This is a genomic window from Streptomyces sp. NPDC111802 (assembly GCF_055634335.1).
This window is the reverse complement of the sequence record NZ_JBVKCZ010000002.1, coordinates 201,085-217,985: the sequence shown is the minus strand read 5'-3', so window position 1 is coordinate 217,985 and position 16,901 is coordinate 201,085. Positions and strand designations below refer to the sequence as shown.

Annotated in this window: 17 protein-coding genes and 1 riboswitch; of the genes, 9 read left to right on the top strand and 8 right to left on the bottom strand. The window is 72.3% G+C overall.

Annotated features, from left to right (window positions below):
- Positions 1-3: 3 nt before the first annotated feature.
- Positions 4-930, bottom strand: coding sequence for a LysR family transcriptional regulator (locus tag ACZ7NC_RS02650; protein ID WP_471484278.1), 927 nt, complete (start codon positions 928-930; stop codon positions 4-6).
- 130 nt (positions 931-1,060) lie between these two features.
- Here ACZ7NC_RS02650 and ACZ7NC_RS02645 point away from each other — a divergent pair, with 130 nt between their 5' ends.
- Positions 1,061-1,675 carry a LysE family translocator gene (locus tag ACZ7NC_RS02645; protein WP_471484276.1) on the top strand — a complete coding sequence of 205 codons (615 nt, stop codon included), beginning with the start codon at positions 1,061-1,063 and terminating at the stop codon, positions 1,673-1,675.
- 53 nt (positions 1,676-1,728) lie between these two features.
- Here ACZ7NC_RS02645 and ACZ7NC_RS02640 read toward each other — a convergent pair whose 3' ends face one another.
- The 3 genes from ACZ7NC_RS02640 to ACZ7NC_RS02630 form a co-directional block, all read right to left on the bottom strand.
- Positions 1,729-2,202: a C40 family peptidase gene (locus ACZ7NC_RS02640; RefSeq protein WP_471484275.1), complete on the bottom strand. Its 474-nt coding sequence runs from the start codon at positions 2,200-2,202 to the stop codon at positions 1,729-1,731.
- A gap of 3 nt (positions 2,203-2,205) precedes the next feature.
- Positions 2,206-2,338: riboswitch (cyclic di-AMP (ydaO/yuaA leader) on the bottom strand.
- Positions 2,339-2,757: 419 nt separating this feature from the next.
- Positions 2,758-3,066: a hypothetical protein gene (locus ACZ7NC_RS02635; RefSeq protein ID WP_471484274.1), complete on the bottom strand. Its 309-nt coding sequence runs from the start codon at positions 3,064-3,066 to the stop codon at positions 2,758-2,760.
- Between the two features lie 7 nt (positions 3,067-3,073).
- A complete protein-coding gene (locus ACZ7NC_RS02630) occupies positions 3,074-3,709 on the bottom strand; it encodes an ATP-dependent Clp protease proteolytic subunit (RefSeq protein ID WP_471484273.1) in 636 nt (211 codons plus the stop codon).
- 68 nt (positions 3,710-3,777) lie between these two features.
- Between ACZ7NC_RS02630 and ACZ7NC_RS02625 the strand changes: the two genes are divergently transcribed.
- Entirely contained in the window at positions 3,778-4,065 is a 288-nt protein-coding gene (locus ACZ7NC_RS02625) for a type II toxin-antitoxin system Phd/YefM family antitoxin (RefSeq protein ID WP_471484271.1), read from the top strand.
- Between the two features lie 241 nt (positions 4,066-4,306).
- Here the strand turns inward: ACZ7NC_RS02625 and ACZ7NC_RS02620 are convergent, their stop codons facing one another.
- Positions 4,307-5,323 carry an ABC transporter permease gene (locus ACZ7NC_RS02620; RefSeq protein ID WP_471484269.1) on the bottom strand — a complete coding sequence of 339 codons (1,017 nt, stop codon included), beginning with the start codon at positions 5,321-5,323 and terminating at the stop codon, positions 4,307-4,309.
- Between the two features lie 119 nt (positions 5,324-5,442).
- Here ACZ7NC_RS02620 and ACZ7NC_RS02615 point away from each other — a divergent pair, with 119 nt between their 5' ends.
- From ACZ7NC_RS02615 to ACZ7NC_RS02585, 7 genes are all read left to right on the top strand, one after another.
- Complete coding sequence (locus ACZ7NC_RS02615) at positions 5,443-6,090, top strand: TetR/AcrR family transcriptional regulator (RefSeq protein WP_471484268.1); 648 nt, start codon at positions 5,443-5,445, stop codon at positions 6,088-6,090.
- 113 nt (positions 6,091-6,203) lie between these two features.
- Positions 6,204-6,506: an urease subunit gamma gene (locus ACZ7NC_RS02610; protein WP_471484267.1), complete on the top strand. Its 303-nt coding sequence runs from the start codon at positions 6,204-6,206 to the stop codon at positions 6,504-6,506.
- A gap of 11 nt (positions 6,507-6,517) precedes the next feature.
- On the top strand, positions 6,518-6,829 hold the full coding sequence (locus tag ACZ7NC_RS02605) for an urease subunit beta (RefSeq protein WP_471484265.1): 312 nt from the start codon (positions 6,518-6,520) through the stop codon (positions 6,827-6,829).
- A complete protein-coding gene (locus ACZ7NC_RS02600; RefSeq protein ID WP_471484264.1) occupies positions 6,822-8,543 on the top strand; it encodes an urease subunit alpha in 1,722 nt (573 codons plus the stop codon). The genes ACZ7NC_RS02605 and ACZ7NC_RS02600 overlap by 8 nt, the downstream gene beginning before the upstream one ends.
- Before the next feature lie 27 nt (positions 8,544-8,570).
- The gene (locus ACZ7NC_RS02595) at positions 8,571-9,257 is read left to right on the top strand and encodes an urease accessory protein UreF (protein WP_471484263.1); all 687 of its coding nucleotides are present in this window, start codon (positions 8,571-8,573) and stop codon (positions 9,255-9,257) included.
- Between the two features lie 109 nt (positions 9,258-9,366).
- Entirely contained in the window at positions 9,367-10,044 is a 678-nt protein-coding gene (gene ureG, locus ACZ7NC_RS02590; protein WP_471484262.1) for an urease accessory protein UreG, read from the top strand.
- Positions 10,032-10,805 carry an urease accessory protein UreD gene (locus tag ACZ7NC_RS02585; protein WP_471484260.1) on the top strand — a complete coding sequence of 258 codons (774 nt, stop codon included), beginning with the start codon at positions 10,032-10,034 and terminating at the stop codon, positions 10,803-10,805. Before ureG ends, ACZ7NC_RS02585 begins: the two co-directional genes overlap by 13 nt.
- A 33-nt stretch (positions 10,806-10,838) precedes the next feature.
- Here ACZ7NC_RS02585 and ACZ7NC_RS02580 read toward each other — a convergent pair whose 3' ends face one another.
- The 3 genes from ACZ7NC_RS02580 to ACZ7NC_RS02570 all read right to left on the bottom strand — a co-directional run bounded on the left by ACZ7NC_RS02580 (position 10,839) and on the right by ACZ7NC_RS02570 (position 15,674).
- Positions 10,839-11,570: a lysophospholipid acyltransferase family protein gene (locus ACZ7NC_RS02580; RefSeq protein ID WP_471484259.1), complete on the bottom strand. Its 732-nt coding sequence runs from the start codon at positions 11,568-11,570 to the stop codon at positions 10,839-10,841.
- Between the two features lie 324 nt (positions 11,571-11,894).
- On the bottom strand, positions 11,895-13,127 hold the full coding sequence (locus ACZ7NC_RS02575; RefSeq protein WP_471484258.1) for a PP2C family protein-serine/threonine phosphatase: 1,233 nt from the start codon (positions 13,125-13,127) through the stop codon (positions 11,895-11,897).
- Positions 13,128-13,214: 87 nt separating this feature from the next.
- Entirely contained in the window at positions 13,215-15,674 is a 2,460-nt protein-coding gene (locus tag ACZ7NC_RS02570; RefSeq protein ID WP_471484256.1) for a SpoIIE family protein phosphatase, read from the bottom strand.
- Positions 15,675-16,901: the final 1,227 nt, after the last annotated feature.

The following is a 16,901-nucleotide window of genomic DNA, read 5'->3' as shown; positions in this document are numbered from 1 at the left end:
CCCTCAGGCCTGCTGCGGCTGCCCGGAGGACCGGCCGAACGTGCCGCGCAGCAGGGCCCGGAAGGCGTCCACGGCGGGTGCCGCCTCCCCGCTACGGAAGGCGACCGAGACCGTACGGCGCAACCGCCCGCCTTCCAGCGCGCGCACCCCGACCGGAGTGACCGACGTGCGCGCCACCATCTCCGGCACCACCGCGACCCCGAGTCCCGCACTCGCCAGCGCGCAGACCAGCAGATACCCCGGCGTCGGGACCAGCACCGACGCGGTCGCCCCGGCACGGGTCAGCGCCGCCTCCACGCCCCGCCGGGCAGGAGCGTCCGGTGCCATGCTGATCAGGGGCTGCCCGGCGAGCTCGCCCAGCGGAAGCCGTGCGGCGCCACTGGTGAGGACATGACCCGGAGCGGACACCAGGACCAGTTCCTCGACCAGGATCGGCTCGATGCCGACGGACGCGGGCAGCGGCATCGGTTCCCCCGGCTCATAGGCGTGTGTCAGCGCCAGGTCGACCTCGCCCGCCGCCACCGCGGCGACACCGGCCGAGGGCTCGTAGTCGGCGACCGTCAGCTCCACGTCCGGATGGGCCCGGCGAAAGGCGCTGAGCGCCGGCGGCAGCAGATGGATGCCCGCGGTCTGGAAGGTGCCGAGCCGCAGCGTGCCGCCCGTCAGCCCGGTCAGCCGGGCCAGTTCGTGCCGGGCCCGGTCGAGCTCGTCCAGCACCCGCCGCGCCCGCGCCACCAGCAGTTCGCCCGCACCCGTCAGTCGCGCCCCGCGGTGGTGCCGTACCAGCAGGGCGGTGCCCGCCTCGCGCTCCAGCTTGGCCAGCTGCTGGGAGAGCGCCGGCGTGGTGTAGCCGATCCGCTCCGCCGCCCGGGTGATGGAACCCGCCTCCGCGACCGCCACCAGTGCGGCGAGCCGGGTCGGGTCGTACATGCGGTCCCCGATCTGCCTGAATCATCCGCCTGAAGCATCCGCCTGAACCATGTGCCTTAAGCGATGCTTTAGGGCTTCCCAGGATATTCGAAATACCTGCTGAAGGCATCCGCGCGGCAGTCTGGACCCCATGGACGCTCAGCTCATCGCCTTCACCGGGGTCTCCGCCGGCCTGGTCGCCATGCCCGGGGCCGATTTCACCGTCGTCGTACGCAACGCCCTGGTCTCCCGTCGGGCCGGCATCGCCTGCGCGCTCGGGATCGGGGCCGGGCTGCTGGTCCATGTGACGCTGGCCGTGGTGGGAGTGGCCGCGGTGCTGGCCGCCGTACCGGCGCTGTTCCGGGCCCTCCAAGTGGTCGGCGGCGGCTATGTGCTGTACCTGGGCGTCCAGACGCTGCGCCACCGTCACACCGAAGTGGCGGACGAGCGCGAGGACTTCACCGCGCGGCCCCTGCGGCAGGGCTTCGTCACCAACGCCCTCAACCCGAAGGCGTCCCTGACCTTCCTCAGCGTGCTGCCGCAGTTCGTGCCCGCGGGCTCTCCGGCACTGCCCAGGACGCTGCTGCTCGCCCTGATCGTGCTCGCCATCGCGCTGGTGTGGTTCCAGGTCGTCGCCCTGCTGGTGGACCGGCTCGGCAGATGGCTGCGCCGGCCGCGCGCCGCCCGGGCGGTCACGCTCGTCACCGGCGCCGCACTGACCGCCTTCGGCGTGGCGCTCCTCGCCACGCCGCTGTCGGCCCTCTGAGACCCCGGGGCCGGTGACGGCGCATCAGATCGCCGCCACCGCCCCCGGGAAGGTCACTTGACCCGGCCGTACCAGACGCTTCTGGTCCAGATCTTCTGCAGCTTCACGACGTCCCCGGTCTTCGGGGAGTGCCAGATCTTTCCCTTCCCGGCGTAGATGCCGACGTGGTAGACGTTCGACCCCGAGTGGAAGAACACCAGGTCCCCGGCCTTGCGGCTCCTGGCGGAGATGTGGCGCGTCTTGTTGTACTGCTGGGCTGCCGTACGGGGCAGCTTCTTGCCCGCCTTCTTGTACGAGAACAGCGTGAGCCCGGAGCAGTCGAACCGGTGCGGCCCGGTGGCGCCCCACCTGTACGGGGAGCCCTTCTTGGAGGCCGCGACCTGAAGTGCCTTCGACGCCGGCGTGGCAGCCTCCGCCTCCGAGGTGAAGCCGGGTGCCACTATCGAGCCGCCCACTGCGGCGATGGTGAGGGCCGAGGCCGTACCGGCGCGGACCATGAGCGACGGGACACGATTGAGCGCAGTCATGCGCAACCCTTCGTCAGCCGCCTGTGAAGGATGACCTGTCGGATTCGGGCTGGCGAAGTTGCCCGGCCGCGTTGCCGCGGCTTCACCCCAAGGGTTGCTCGGTTCGAACGAACGTCCGCTCCGGCGACCCGTCTTGCTCGGGTCCTCCACTCCTGCCGATCCACTCCTGTCGACCGGTCATCCGGGCGGCGGCAGGACTCGGCGTCCGCCCGGACCGCCCCGCCGCTGTGGCGGGGGCTTGTCGTCAGTCAGGGATCTTGACGCACGGATGAGCGAAATACCCAACGGAATCGGGGATTTGTGGGGTTACTCACCACTCACCCGTTCGGGTGGGTACTCCTGTGTTCGAGTGAGTGTCCAGGCGCCCGAGGAGTCCCGGACCAGGGATGGAACGCCTAATTCCGTCTTGGCGTCATGCCCGTTGCGCAACCCTGACGGCCGCGCAAAAGGAGAGCCCGCTACGCCGAAAGGGGGTACGCCATTTGGTCCGTTTCGGCTCGGCTCCGGACGCCTCGTCGGGGGGGCGGGGAGTCCGGAATCCGGCGGTACTCGTCGTCAACTGTCGGAGCACGGCGGAACCGTGACGCGAGCCGTGCGGCGCTCTCCGTCCAGCACGCGCAACGCACGCGCCAGCGTGGGCGCGTGCAGCTCCGTCTCACCGCGCTGATGCATCAGCGCCAGCGCGTCCCGCAGCTCGGCCGCCCTGCTCACGAGCGCCTGGGCGGCACGCAGTCCGCGGTAGGTGTCGCCGTGCTGCGCCGGGTTGATCCGGCCGAGCAGGTCCACCACATCGAGGTAACGGTCGATCAACTCACCCTCCGCGCGGGTCAGCGCGGGCAGCGGCGGCAGCTCAGGTGGCAGCACCGGCCGGTCACCGCCCCGTGGGCGGCGCGAGCGTGGCCCTGCGGCTGGGGATGATGCGGTCCACCAGCCCGTACCCCAGCGCCTCTTCGGCGGTCAGGACCTTGTCCCGCTCGATGTCCTCGGCCACCTGCGCGCGGCTGCGCCCGGTGTGCTCGGCGAGCGTCTCCTCCAGGCGGGCCCGAACGCGCGTCAGTTCCTCGGCCTGGATGGCCAGATCGCTCGCCTGACCCTCGATCGGCTCGGGCAGCGCCGGCTGATGGATCACCACTCGGGCCCCCGGCAGCGCGAACCGCTTGCCCGGCGTGCCCGCGGCCAGCAGCACGGCGGCGGCCGAGCCGGCCTGGCCCAGGCAGATCGTCTCCATGTCACAGGCGACGTACCGCATCGTGTCGTAGATCGCCGACATCGCGCTGAACGAGCCGCCCGGCGAATTGATGTACAGCGAGATGTCCTGGTCGGGGCCCTTGTGCTCCAGGTACATGAGCTGCGCCATCACATCGTTCGCCGAGGTGTCGTCGACCGGTGTGCCGAGAAAGACGATCCGCTCCTCCAGCAGCTTCGAGTACGGATCCTGCGTCCTGATGCCTGAACTCGTGCGCTCGGTGAACTCGGGCAGTACATAGCGGGCGGACGGTCGGGTCATGGCTCACGCTCCCTTGCCGGTGTGTACGTAAAAAATGTACAGGACGTACATGACGTAATGTGGGGAGCATGGCCTACGAGATTCCGGTGACGCAAGCCAGGGCTGAGCTCGCCGACCTCATCAACCGAGTGGTGTACGGCGGTGAACGCGTCGTCGTGACGCGGCACGGAAAGCCCCTGGTCGCCCTTGTCTCCGCCGCTGACCTGGAGCGACTCGACGCCCTCGACGCCCTTGACGCCCCTGGCGAGGAGCAGGTGATCAGCGCGGTCTCCCGGGTCCGCGAGGTCGCTTCCGCTCCCCGCGAACGTCAGCGCTTCGGCATCGCCGCGGAGCACCGCGGGCCGAACCCCTCCTAGTACGGCCGATACCGCCCAGGTGGGCTGGATCGTGGCGGCGGGAGGGTGAGGGAGGCGGTGCGAGGGTCGGCACGCCGGCGGTGATCGCCATGGGGATGAGTACGCGGTAGGCCCATCGGGCGCCGGTCGACGGGTCGTTCATCATGCGGTCGACGCTGATTGCGTCTTGGGGACACGACAAGACCGTGCACCCCCGTCCGCTACAGCGGGGGTGCACGGTCGGTCCGGTGTGCCCGGACGGTCAGCCGACGGGGGCCGGTTCCCGCTCGGTCGCGGGTTCGGTGCTCGTCCTGCGCGCCTTGAGCGCGTTACCCAGCAGCACGGCGCCCAGTCCCAGCGCGGCCCACCAGGTCAGCGTCAGGGCCGGGCCGGTGGCCGCGGCGCCGTCGAAGAAGGACACCGAGCGCAGCAGTGTCGTGCCCGCGCCCGGCGGCAGCCACTGGCCGATCACCCCGACCGGCTCGGGCAGCATCTGCGGCGCGGAGGCGGCACCGGAGAAGGGGTTGCCGAACAGCATCACCGTGCCGGCCATGATCCCGACTCCGGCGGTGCCGACGAGAGCGGCGAGCCCCGCCACGCCGGCGCTCACGGCCAGTGTCGCCAGGGCCAGCACCCCCGCCTCCGCCCACCAGTCGCCGGTCAGCACGCCCAGCCAGCTGTGCGCGATCGACACCGCGACCACGCCGATCAGCGCGGCGGCACCGACCAGGGCGCTCACGGCGCGGATGCCGCGCAGCCCGAGCAAGGTCACCGCGGCGCCCGCCGCGATGCCGGCCAGGGCGAGCGGCAGGACGCTGGCGTTCAGCGCCGCGCCGCGCGGGTCGTTCTCGGGCGCCGGGACCACGTCGACGGTCTTGACCCGGGTGCCCTCGGCGGCGGCCTGCTGGGCCACCGCCTGCTGGAGCAGCTGGGCGACGACCGGGCTCGCGGCCGACGCGGTCAGCAGCTCAGGGCCCTTGGGGGTCACGACGACGGCGCCGTATACGGTCCGGTCCTCGATGGCCTCCCGGGCGGCGGCCTCGTCGGCGTAGCGGTGGATGTCGAAAGCGCCCTCGTGTCGGCCGAGTTGCCGCTCGACCTGGGCCGTGGCGGCGGCCGGTCCCGCCACGCCGAGCGGCAGGTCGCGCGGGGCCGTGCGGGCGGCGGGCCAGGCGAACGCCCACAGCGCGAGCGCGGCGAGGACGGGGACGAGTACGACGACCGCGATCAGACGCCGGGGTGCCGGGTTCCTGGGCGGTGTAGCGGAGAGGGCGGGCATGGAATCTCCCTGCTCTGAAAGAAGGATCTAAAAGAAGGATCGTTCGTTTTGCTGGTGCTCCCACCTCCTTCGGAAGCCCGCTCCTTGTCAAGAAGGAATGTTCGTTTTACTTTGGAGGCATGGCCCGTGTATCCCAGGAACACCTCGACGCCCGCCGCCGGCAGATCCTCGACGGCGCCGCGATCTGCTTCGCCCGCAACGGCTTCCACGCCACATCCATGCAGGACGTGCTGAAGGAGGTCGACCTGTCGGCGGGTGCGGTGTACCGCTACTTCAGCGGCAAGGAGGAGCTGATCGGCGCGATCGTCGCCGAGGTCCTCGGCTCCGTTCGTGCGGCCTTCGAGGAGGCGGCACGACAGAGCCCGCCCTCGCCGCCGGACGAGCTCGTCGCCTCCGTCCTCGGCAGGACACTCGCCGCCCGCGAGTCCCTGGTCGTCGACGGCCGGCCCGCGTTTCCGCGGCTCGTCGTCCAGGTGTGGACGGAGACGCTGCGCAACGAGGACCTGGCGGCCATCCTCCGGGAGGGCTACCTGTCCGTGCGCGCGGCCTGGGGGCAGATCGTCGAGGGATACCAGAAGGCCGGGATGATGCGGGCCGATGTGGCGCCCGACGATGTGGCGCGCACGATGATCGCCGCCGTGCTGGGCTTCATCGCACAGCAGTCGCTCTTCGGGCCCGTTCCGGTCGAGGTCCTGCGGGACGGTCTGCGGGCGCTGATGAGCATGCGGGACGACGGCGCCGTAACCGATGGATCACAGCTTGGTTAACTTGCCCGAAACGCGGTCCAACTAGCCTGCCCATCCACGCCACCAGGCACTTTGCCCCGTGGCCGCGGCAACCGGACCCCGCACGGTCCGGAGCGAGGACTGTGAGGTGGGACGTGCAACTGACCCCGCACGAGCAAGAGAGGCTGCTCATCCATGTGGCGGCCGACGTCGCCGAGAAGCGCCGGGCCCGCGGGCTGAAGCTGAACCACCCCGAGGCGGTCGCCCTCATCACGTCGCACATCCTCGAGGGCGCCAGGGACGGCCGTACGGTCGCCGAGCTGATGTCCTCCGGACGCAAGCTGCTCACCCGCGACGACGTCATGGAGGGCATCCCCGAGATGATCCACGACGTCCAGGTCGAGGCGACCTTCCCGGACGGCACCAAGCTCGTCACCGTCCACGACCCGATCGCGTGAGAGGGGCCTCGATGATTCCCGGAGAGATCCTGTTCGCCGACGGCCCGATTGCCTACAACCACGGCCGTGAGGTCACCCGGCTCACGGTTCTCAACGCCGCCGACCGGCCCGTCCAGGTCGGCTCCCACTACCACTTCGCCGAGGCCAACCCCGGTCTGGACTTCGACCGTGACGCCGCCCGCGGCAAGCGGCTGAACATCGCCGCCGGCACCGCCGTGCGCTTCGAGCCCGGGATCCCCGTCGACGTCGAACTCGTCCCGCTCGCCGGCGCCCGTGTGGTGCCCGGACTGCGCGGCGAGACCGGAGGTGCCCTCGATGCCTGAGATCTCCCGCGCCGCGTACGCCGACCTGTTCGGGCCGACGACCGGTGACCGCATCCGGCTCGCCGACACCGATCTGCTGGTCGAGATCGAGGAGGATCGTTCCGGCGGTCCCGGACTCGCCGGGGACGAGGCCGTGTTCGGCGGCGGCAAGGTCATCCGCGAGTCCATGGGCCAGTCGCGGGCCACGCGCGCGGACGGCACCCCGGACACGGTCATCACGGGTGTCGTGATCATCGACCACTGGGGCATCGTCAAGGCCGACCTCGGCATCCGCGACGGCCGGATCACCGGCATCGGCAAGGCGGGCAACCCCGACACGATGGACGGAGTGCACCCGGACCTCGTCATCGGCCCCGAGACCGAGATCATCGCGGGCAACGGCCGGATCCTCACGGCCGGCGCCATCGACGCGCACGTCCACTTCATCTGCCCCCAGATCGCCGACGAGGCGCTCGCCTCCGGCATCACCACGCTCGTCGGCGGCGGCACCGGACCCGCCGAGGGCTCCAAGGCGACCACGGTCACGCCCGGCCCCTGGCATCTGGCCCGGATGCTGGAGGCGATGGAGGGCCACCCCGTCAACTTCGGACTGCTGGGCAAGGGCAACACCGTCTCCCACGAGGCGATGCTCTCCCAGATCCGCGGCGGCGCGCTCGGCCTGAAGCTGCACGAGGACTGGGGCTCCACCCCGGCCGTCATCGACGCCTCGCTCACCGTCGCCGACCGGACCGGCATCCAGATCGCCATCCACACGGACACGCTGAACGAGGCCGGCTTCGTCGGCGACACGCTGGCCGCCATCGCGGGCCGGGGCATCCACGCCTACCACACCGAGGGCGCGGGCGGCGGGCACGCGCCGGACATCATGTCCGTCGTATCCGAGCCGCATGTGCTGCCCAGCTCGACCAACCCGACGCGGCCGTTCACCGTCAACACCGCCGAGGAACACCTCGACATGCTGATGGTGTGCCACCACCTCAACGCGGCGGTGCCCGAGGACCTCGCCTTCGCCGAGTCCCGGATCCGGCCGTCGACCATCGGGGCCGAGGACATACTGCACGACCTCGGCGCGATCTCGATCATCTCGTCGGACTCGCAGGCCATGGGACGCGTGGGCGAGGTCGTCATGCGGACCTGGCAGACCGCGCATGTGATGAAGCGACGGCGCGGGGCGCTGCCGGGGGACGGGCGGGCCGACAACCTGCGGGTGCGGCGGTACGTCGCCAAGTACACGATCAACCCCGCGCTCGCGCAGGGCCTCGGCCGCGAGATCGGCTCCGTGGAGAGCGGCAAGCTCGCCGACCTGGTGCTGTGGGAACCGGCGTTCTTCGGGGTCAAGCCACAACTCGTCATCAAGGGCGGGCAGATCGCCTACGCGCAGATGGGCGACGCCAACGCCTCCATCCCGACCCCGCAGCCGATCCTGCCCCGGCCGATGTTCGGCGCGATCGGGCGCGCCCCGGCATCGAACTCGGTCAACTTCGTGGCACCGCTCGCCATCGAGGACGGGCTTCCGGAGCGGCTCCAGCTCGGGAAGCGGTTCGTGGCCATCGAGTCGACGCGCGGGGTCACCAAGGCCGACATGCGGGAGAACGACGCGCGCCCCGACGTGCGGATCGATCCCGACAGCTTCGCCGTGCACATCGACGGGGAGCTGGTGGAGGCCACGCCCGCCGCCGAACTGCCCATGGCACAGCGGTACTTCCTGTTCTGAGGGTCGGTTCCTGATGATCGGTTTCTGATGACACGAGCAGCACTTCTCGTTCTGGCCGACGGCCGCTTTCCCGCCGGGGGCCATGCGCACTCCGGTGGGGCGGAGGCGGCCGTCAAGGCGGGACGGATCACCGGGGCCGCGAGCCTGGAGGACTTCTGCCGGGGGAGGTTGCACACGGCGGGGCTGGTCGCTGCCTCGCTCGCGGCGGCGGCCGCGCTCGGGGGCGACGCGGTGGCTTTGGACGCGGCGGCCGATGCCCGTACGCCGTCGCCCGCGTTGCGGCTGGCCGGGCGGAAACTGGGGCGGCAGTTGATGCGGGCGGCTCGGGCCACCTGGCCTGCGGCGGAGCTCGACTCTCTGGCGGGTCGGTTTCCCAAGGGGGCCCATCAGCCGGTGGTGCTGGGAGTCGTGGCTCGGGTGGCGGGGTTGGGGGCGGTCGAAGCGGCGTACTGCGCGGCCTACGAGAGTGTGAGTGGGCCGGCGAGCGCGACGGTGCGGTTGCTGAGCCTCGATCCCTTCGAGGCCACGGCTGTGCTGGCTCGGTTGGCGCCGGAGGTGGACCGGGTGGTGGACCGAGCCGTGGAGGCGGGGCGGCGGGTGCTCGATGATGCGGCCGGCGGTGGGGTCGACGCATTGCCTGCGGCGTCGGGGGCCTTGCTGGAGATCGGGGCGGAGGTGCATGCGGCCTGGGCTGTGCGGCTGTTCGCGTCGTAGGGGTTGTTCGCCCCCCCCCGGCCACCCATTCCCATTCCCAGGGGCGCTGCCCCTTCGACCCCGCTGGGGGCGCCGCCCCCGGACCACCCACGTACCAAAGGAGCCGCCCATGCATCTCGACCACTCCCACGACGGCCCCTCCGCCGTCAGCGCCGATGCTCACCGTGCCGATGGATCGCGGCGTGCGCTGCGCATCGGGCTCGGTGGGCCCGTCGGGTCCGGTAAGACCGCGACCGTCGCCGCGCTGTGCCGGGCTCTGCGGGACGAGCTGTCCCTGGCCGTTGTCACGAACGACATCTACACGCGTGAGGACGCCGAGTTCCTGTTGCGGGAGGCGGTGCTGCCGCCCGAGCGGATCACGGCCGTGGAGACGGGGGCCTGTCCGCACACGGCGATCCGGGACGACATCTCCGCGAACCTCGAAGCTGTAGAGGATCTGGAGGACGAGGTCGGGCCGCTCGATCTCATCCTCGTCGAGTCCGGCGGCGACAATCTCACCGCCACCTTCTCCAAAGGGCTCGTCGACGCGCAGATCTTCGTGATCGACGTGGCCGGTGGGGACGACATCCCCCGCAAGGGCGGCCCCGGCGTCACCACCGCCGACCTGCTGGTCGTCAACAAGACCGACCTCGCGCCGTACGTCGGCTCCGACCTGGCGCGGATGGCGGCGGACGCCAAGGCGCAGCGCGCCGAACTGCCGGTCGTCTTCCAGTCGTTGAGGAGCGAGCCGGGTGTGACGGACGTCGCCGAGTGGGTGCGGGCGCGGCTCGTGGCGTGGACGGCGTGACGACCTCGGCCGGCGGCGTACGGGCGCTCGCGCGGATCGTCGCCCGGGACGACGGACGGGGCGGTACGTCGCTGCCCGTGCTCGACGGCGGCGGACCGCTGGCGCTGCGGCGGACCCGGGGGAGCGGCACCGAGGCGCGGGTCGTGCTGGTCGGCGCGATGAGCGGGCCGCTCGGCGGAGATCACTTCACCGTGGAAGCCGACGTGGAGAACGGCGCCCGGCTGCGCGTCGGATCGGCGGCGGCCACCATCGCGCTGCCGGGGCAGGCCAAGGGCGAGGCCCGCTACGACGTACGGCTGTCCGTGGCCGACGGGGGCGAACTGCACTGGCTGCCCGAGCAGTTGATCTCCGCGCGGGGCAGCGATCTGTACGTCACCACCCGCGTCGACGTCGGTGCTGCCGGGCGGCTCGTCCTGCGGGAGGAGCAGGTGCTCGGGCGGGTGGGGGAGGAGCCCGGGCGGCTCAGCAGCCGGATCCGGGTGCGGGTCGCGGGGCGGGTGGTCCTTGATCAGGAGCTGGCCTGCGGGCCCGGTGCTCCGGGGGGCTGGGACGGTCCCGCCGGGCTCGGCGGATACCGAGCCGTCGGGCAACTCGTCGTCGTAAGGCCGGAGTTCGCGCGAGCCCCGGTGGCGGCCAGGGTGCTGGGGGACGGTGCCGCCGTCATGCCGCTCGCCGGGCCCGCCGCTCTGGTGAGCGCCGTGGCGGCCGACGCGCTGCGGCTGCGCGGGCTGCTCGACGAGGCCCTGGCGTCCCTGGACTGAGCGCCGCCGACCGGCCCGGCCGACGGCACCGCGTCAACGGATGGGCAGCCGCAGGAACCTGCGCTCCTTCTCGGCCGTGGCCTTGGCGGCGGTCTCCTCGGCCTTGGCGACGGCCGCGTACTGGTCGACGTACTCCTGCTCGGACAGCGACAGGATCGCGTACATGATCTCGTCGGTCACGGCGCGCAGGATCGCCTTCTCGTTCTCCATGCCGGCGTAGCGGGAGAAGTCGAGGGGCTTGCCGAAGCGGATCTTCACGGGGTGGATGTTGGGGATGACCTTGCCCGGCGGCTGTGCCTCGAACGTGCCGATCATCGCGCACGGGATGACCGGGACCCGCGCCTTCAGGGCCATCACGGCGACGCCGACCTTGCCCTTGTAGAGGCGGCCGTCGTGCGAGCGGGTGCCCTCGGGATAGATGCCGAGGAGTTCGTCCTTGCTCAGGACCCCCAGTCCCTCGCGGATCGCGGCCTGCCCCGCCTCCTTGCCGGTGCGGTCGACCGGGATCTGACCGGCGCTGCGGAAGAAGGCGGCGGTCAGGCGGCCCTTGATGCCGGGGCCGGTGAAGTACTCCTTCTTGGCGAGGAAGGTGATGCGCCGCTTCAGTATCGCCGGCATCAGGAAGTGGTCGGAGAACGAGAGGTGGTTGCCGGCGACGATGGCCGCGCCCGTGGCCGGTACGTGCTCCAGGCCATCGATCCGAGGTCGGAAGACCAGTCTCAGCAGCGGTCCCAACAGCACGTATTTCAGTACGTAGTAGAACAAGGGGGGCGCTCCTCACTCAGGGGGATCAGCTCGAGCCGCCGTGTTCTGGCAGGTCAACCAGCGTGCCGTGGGGCTGTCAGTGTAGGCGCAGGGTTGAGCGGCCGGAACCGGGTCGGTACGGACGGATGCCGACCCGTGCCGATGTGCCTGACTGGCTGTCAGATGAGCGGCGGGCGGGCGTCGTTCGCGGATGGGGAGGACCGCCGGACCAGCCTGGTGTTCCGGACCCGTGCGCGGCAACCCGATGGCGCGGTTTGGCGTGATCGTGATCGCCGGGTGGCAGGTGGTCCGCCCTTGCGGGGAGCCGGTGCGTCTGCTCATCCGTCACAGCCGCACGATGATCAGCGCGGTGTCGTCCGTCGCGCCGCCCGGCGGCAGCAACTCCAGCAGAACGGCGTCGGCGAGGGCCTCGGGGTGGGCCGTGCGATGGCGGACGAGGGAGTCGGCGAGACGGGCCAGTCCGGTGTCGATGTCCTCGCGGCGGCGTTCGACCAGTCCGTCCGTGTACAGCGCGAGCGTGGCGCCGCTGGTGTAGGTGGTGAGGGCCTGGGGTCTGGGCTTCGGGTCGGGGCGGGCGTCCAGCGGAGGGTCGGTGGCCTGATCGAGGAACTCCACACGGCCGTCGGGGTGGACCAGCGCGGGCGGCAGATGGCCGGCGCTGCTGTAGGTGATGGTGTGGGCGTCGAAGTCGATGAACGTCGTGACCGCGGTGGCCGATTCGGCGCCGTCCACGACATGCGCGTACCGCCCCAGCACATCGAGCGCCTGGCCCGGGCCGTCGGCGACGCGCGAGGCGGCGCTGAGCGCGCTGCGCAGCTGTCCCATGACGCCGGCCGCTTTCAGGCCGTGCCCGACCACGTCGCCGACGGCGACACCGATGCGGTTGCCGCCGACCAGGTCGACCAGGTCGTACCAGTCGCCGCACACGTTGAGCGCGCCGACCGCGGGCCGGTAGCGCACCGCGGCCCGGTGGTTGCCGACCTGCCGGCGGGCGGGCAGCATCGCCTCCTGCAGGGCCAGGGCCACCTCGCGCTCGCGGGCGTGGGACTGCCGCAGCCGCTCGTTGAGCTCCTGGAGCTCCCGGGCCCGGGAGTACAGCTCGGCCTCCAGCACTCGTGCCCGGCTGTCACCGGGTGCGCCGCCGCGCAGCCGGATGAGCTCGGTGACCTCCTCCACCCGGTGCAGCACGAAGGACACCTGCCCGGCGGGGCCGCGGACGGGCGCGTTGATCGGGCTCCAGTAGCGCTCCTCCCAGTGGCCGGGGAGGATCGGGTCCTCGACGTCGTAGCGTTGCAGTGCCATCGTGTCGCGCTCGCCGGTGGCCACCACGCGCAGCATCGACGCCCGGACATCGCGCATGCCCGTCGCCGTGGGGTCGTTGGGGTTGTCGGGGAAGACGTCGAAGATGTACCGGCCCAGCAGCTCTTCGCGGGTGCGCCCGGTCAGGCGCTGGAAGTCCTCGTTGGCGTCGGCGTAGACCAGCTCCGGGGTCAGCAGCGCGACCATTCCGGGCAGGGCCTGGAAGACCGCCTCGTAGTCGATCGCCGTCTCGTTCATGGCTCCCGCCTCACCACCGGGATCTGTCCGGTTCCCGCACTGCACGGCGTATGTATGGATGTACTACATACGCACCGATTTGTCAGGTCAGGGCAACGGATCCGCCAGGGACTGCTCGGCCCAGATGATCTTCCCCTCGGGGACGAAACGCGTGCCCCACTGCTGGGTGAACTGGGAGACCAGCAGCAACCCGCGCCCGCCCTCGTCCGTAGTGCGGGGATGGCGCAGGTGGGGGGCGGTGGCGCCGCCGTCGTAGACCTCGCAGAACAGCGCGCGCTCCCTGATCAGGCGCAGCCGGATGGGGCCGGTGGCGTACCGGATGGCGTTGGTGACCAGCTCGCTGACGACCAGTTCCGTCGTGAACGCCAGCTCCTCCAGTCCCCAGTCCGTCAGCTGTCGGGCCGCCGTCTTACGGGCGTCGGCCACGGCTGCCGGGTCGGCGGGCAGGTCCCAGTCGGCGACCTGTTCGGCGCCCAGGAGCCGGGTGCGGGCCATCAGCAGGGCCACGTCGTCGTAGGGGCGGGTCGGGACGAGGGCGTCGACCACGGTCCGGCAGTGCAGGTCGAGCGAGGCCGGGGGATTCTCCAGGACCTGCCGCAGCCGGTCCCGGCCGGCGTCCAGGGCCCAGTCGTCCCCGCCGGCCAGCAGCCCGTCGGTGTGCAGGGCGAGCGTGCTGCCGGCCGCCAGGGCCAGCTCCACCGACTCGAACGGCGGGCCGCTCACGCCGAGCGGCGAGCCCTGCGGAAGGTCGACGAAGGCGACGCTGCCGTCGGGCATGACGACGGCGGGCGCCGGATGGCCCGCGGCCGCCATGGTGCACGACCCGTCGACCGGGTCGTAGACGACGTACACGCACCCGGACCCCACGGACTGGGCGACGGCGGCCTCGTCCCCGTCCGTCTCGACGCCCTCCTCGCGGGCCGACCGCGCGACCAGGTCGTCGAGGTGGGCCAGCACCTCCTCGGGCGGCAGATCCAGCGCGGCGAGGGTCCGTACGGCGGTCCGCAGCCGCCCCATGGCCGCGGCGGCGGCGATGCCGTGCCCGGGCACCTCGCCCACGACCAGGGCGACACGGGCGCCCGACAGGGGGATGACGTCGTACCAGTCGCCGCCCAGGCCGGTCAGCTCGTCGGCCGGCCGGTAGCAGGCGGACACCTCCATCGCCTCCTGCTCCGGCAGCCGGTGCGGCAGCAGACTGCGCTGCAGGACGAGCGCCGCGTCACGCTCGCGCGTGTAGCGCCGGGCGTTGTCGACACAGACGGCGGCGCGGGAGACGAGGTCCTCGGCCAGGTTCAGGTCGTCCTGCTCGAAGGGCTCCTGGCGATGGCGCCGGAAGAAGGTGGTCAGGCCCAGGGTGACGCCCCGCGCGCGGATGGGCACGATCATCACGCTGTGCAGCCCCAGTTCGAGGAAGATGGCGGCCTGTCCGCCGCGCGCGTGCTCGGCCCACGCCTCGGCGAGCGGATCCAGCTTCTCCTCGCGCCAGGACCTGGCCGTACGCAGGGAACGGATCGGAGGCGACCCCGCCGGATACGTCACCGGCTCGCCGATGGCGATGACCGCCTGCGGCACGCTCTCCGGTACCGATCGCTGCCCCGCACGCCGCAGCGGCATCGGATCGGTGTCCCGCAGCGGCCCGGCCGCGGGCTCCCCGCCCCGCAGCACCGACTCCAGCAGGTCCACGATGACGAGGTCGGCGAGTCCCGGTACGGCCACGTCCGCCAGCTCCTGCGCGGTGCGTGTGACGTCGAGCGTGCGGCCGATGTGCTCGCCGGCCCGGTCGAGCAGGGCGAGGCGCTGCCGGGCGCGGTGCCGGTCGGTGATGTCCTCCACCGTGTAGTACACGCCGGTGGGGTGGCCATGGCCGTCGTCGAGCCGGGTGAACGACATCATGTGCGCGGTCTCGCGCAGTGGGGCGGAGCGGGCGTGGCCGACGTGCTCGTAGCCGACGATCGCCTCGCCGGTCGCCAGCACCTGGCGCATCTGCGCCTCGATGGACTCGGAGTCCAGACCGGGCTGGATGTCCGCGAGCCGCAGACCGAGCCGGTGGGAGGGCGGGCCGCCGCCGTACCGGGCGAGGGCCGCGTTCGACCAGACGTAGCGCAAGTCCGTGTCGACGATCGCTATGCCGACGGGGGAGCGGGCGACCATCTGCACCAGGGTGTCGCGGCTCATGTCCCAGCCGGGGGCGTCCGCGAGCTCCGACAGCAGCACGAGCCAGCACGAGGGGCCCTGGGCGTCGAGGGCCGATGTGATCCGCACGTTGAGTCTGACGGGAGCCCCGTCACTGCGCCGGGCGGTGAGCAGCCCTGCCCAGCCGCCCTCCCGGCGGCACCGCGCGATCAGCTCCGGCACGCGCGCCGCGTCCGCCGAGCTCAGCAGCTCGGCGACGCTCTTGCCCACCGCCTCGGAGGCCGCGTACGCCAGCAGCCGCTCCGCGCCCCGGGTCCACCCCGTCACCAGACCCCGCGCGTCGAGCAGCAGAGGCGCGGCGTCCGCCACGTCGAACCCCTGCCTGGCAACGCCCTGCTCCTCGTGTGTACCCACGGCCGACCTCTCTGTCGCTGAGAGCGGTCTACCACCTCTTGTCCCCATCTTCACCCTTCCGGTCACCACTGCCTCTTTGTGGGGGCCGGGCGTGTGCTGGGGAGGGATGGGCGGGGTGGTACTCCCAGGTACCCCCCAGGGGAGGCGGGGGATCGGGCGGCCGCCGGGATGGTGCCGGGCGCGCCTCGATCGGCACATGCGGGAGCCGGGGAAAGGGGGGTGGCCGGTTCAGGCGTCGGCCGTGGGGCAGCGGTGTGCGGGAGCACGGGCCGGGGGAACGCGCTGCACCTCGCTCCCGGCCGTCCGGGGAGTCGGGCGGCGGTGTGGGCTTGCCCGGGTCGGGGGGCGATGTGGGCTCGCCCGGATCAAGCGGGCGATGTGCGCTTGCCCGGATCGGGCGTCGCTCGTCCGCGTGGCCGCGAGCTTGCCGCCGCTGGCCGCACTGCGCCTTGGGGGCGGCCGCTCCGGCGGGGTCCTGTCCCGGCATCCGACAGCCCGAGCCGGCGAATCCCCGCTCCGGACGCGACCGTGCGGCCCGGAGGCCCTGCTCCGGACGCGACCGTGCGCCGGGGGCACCGCTCCGGACGCGACTGTGCGGCCCGGAGGCCCTGCTCCGGACGCGACCGTGCGCCGGGGGCACCGCTCCGGACGCGACAGCGCGGCCGGGAGCCCCCACTCCGTACGCGACCATGCGGCCTGGGGCCCCTGCTCCGGACCCGGCAGTGCAATCGGGAGCCCCCGCTCGGCACCCGACAGCCCGAGCGGGCGAGGCCGCCCCGGACGCGACGGTGCGGCCCGGGGCCCCACTCCGTACACGACCATGTGGCCTGGGGCCCCTGCTCCGGACGCGACAGTGCGCCCGGGAGCCCCCACTCCGGACCCGACAGCCGAGCCGACGTGCCCCGCTCCGGACGCGACCGTGCGGCGACGGGACCCCCACTCCGGACCGAGGGTGAGGCCGGGGCCCTCACTCCGGACCCGGCAGTGCGCTCGGGCGCCCCCGTTCGGCACCCGACAGCCCGAGCGGGCGAGGCCGCCCCCGGACGCGACCGTGCGGCCCGGGGCCCTGCTCCGGACGCGACCGTGCGGCCCGGGGCCCCGCTCCGGACCCAACAGTGCGCCCGGGGCCCCGCTCCGGACGCGACCGAGCGGCCCGAGAGCCCCCGCGTCGGAGTCCCCGACACCCCGCCCCACCGAACCCGCATGCCGCACCCCCGACAGCCCGGC

What these genes read in the sequence shown, in the direction of transcription:
- ACZ7NC_RS02650 (WP_471484278.1), bottom strand. Translation starts at nt 930, where the DNA reads ATGTACGACCCGACCCGGCTCGCCGCACTGGTGGCGGTCGCGGAGGCG.
- ACZ7NC_RS02645 (WP_471484276.1), top strand. Translation starts at nt 1,061, where the DNA reads ATGGACGCTCAGCTCATCGCCTTCACCGGGGTCTCCGCCGGCCTGGTC.
- ACZ7NC_RS02640 (WP_471484275.1), bottom strand. Translation starts at nt 2,202, where the DNA reads ATGACTGCGCTCAATCGTGTCCCGTCGCTCATGGTCCGCGCCGGTACG.
- ACZ7NC_RS02630 (WP_471484273.1), bottom strand. Translation starts at nt 3,709, where the DNA reads ATGACCCGACCGTCCGCCCGCTATGTACTGCCCGAGTTCACCGAGCGC.
- ACZ7NC_RS02625 (WP_471484271.1), top strand. Translation starts at nt 3,778, where the DNA reads ATGGCCTACGAGATTCCGGTGACGCAAGCCAGGGCTGAGCTCGCCGAC.
- ACZ7NC_RS02620 (WP_471484269.1), bottom strand. Translation starts at nt 5,323, where the DNA reads ATGCCCGCCCTCTCCGCTACACCGCCCAGGAACCCGGCACCCCGGCGT.
- ACZ7NC_RS02615 (WP_471484268.1), top strand. Translation starts at nt 5,443, where the DNA reads ATGGCCCGTGTATCCCAGGAACACCTCGACGCCCGCCGCCGGCAGATC.
- ACZ7NC_RS02605 (WP_471484265.1), top strand. Translation starts at nt 6,518, where the DNA reads ATGATTCCCGGAGAGATCCTGTTCGCCGACGGCCCGATTGCCTACAAC.
- ACZ7NC_RS02600 (WP_471484264.1), top strand. Translation starts at nt 6,822, where the DNA reads ATGCCTGAGATCTCCCGCGCCGCGTACGCCGACCTGTTCGGGCCGACG.
- ACZ7NC_RS02595 (WP_471484263.1), top strand. Translation starts at nt 8,571, where the DNA reads ATGACACGAGCAGCACTTCTCGTTCTGGCCGACGGCCGCTTTCCCGCC.
- ureG (WP_471484262.1), top strand. Translation starts at nt 9,367, where the DNA reads ATGCATCTCGACCACTCCCACGACGGCCCCTCCGCCGTCAGCGCCGAT.
- ACZ7NC_RS02575 (WP_471484258.1), bottom strand. Translation starts at nt 13,127, where the DNA reads ATGAACGAGACGGCGATCGACTACGAGGCGGTCTTCCAGGCCCTGCCC.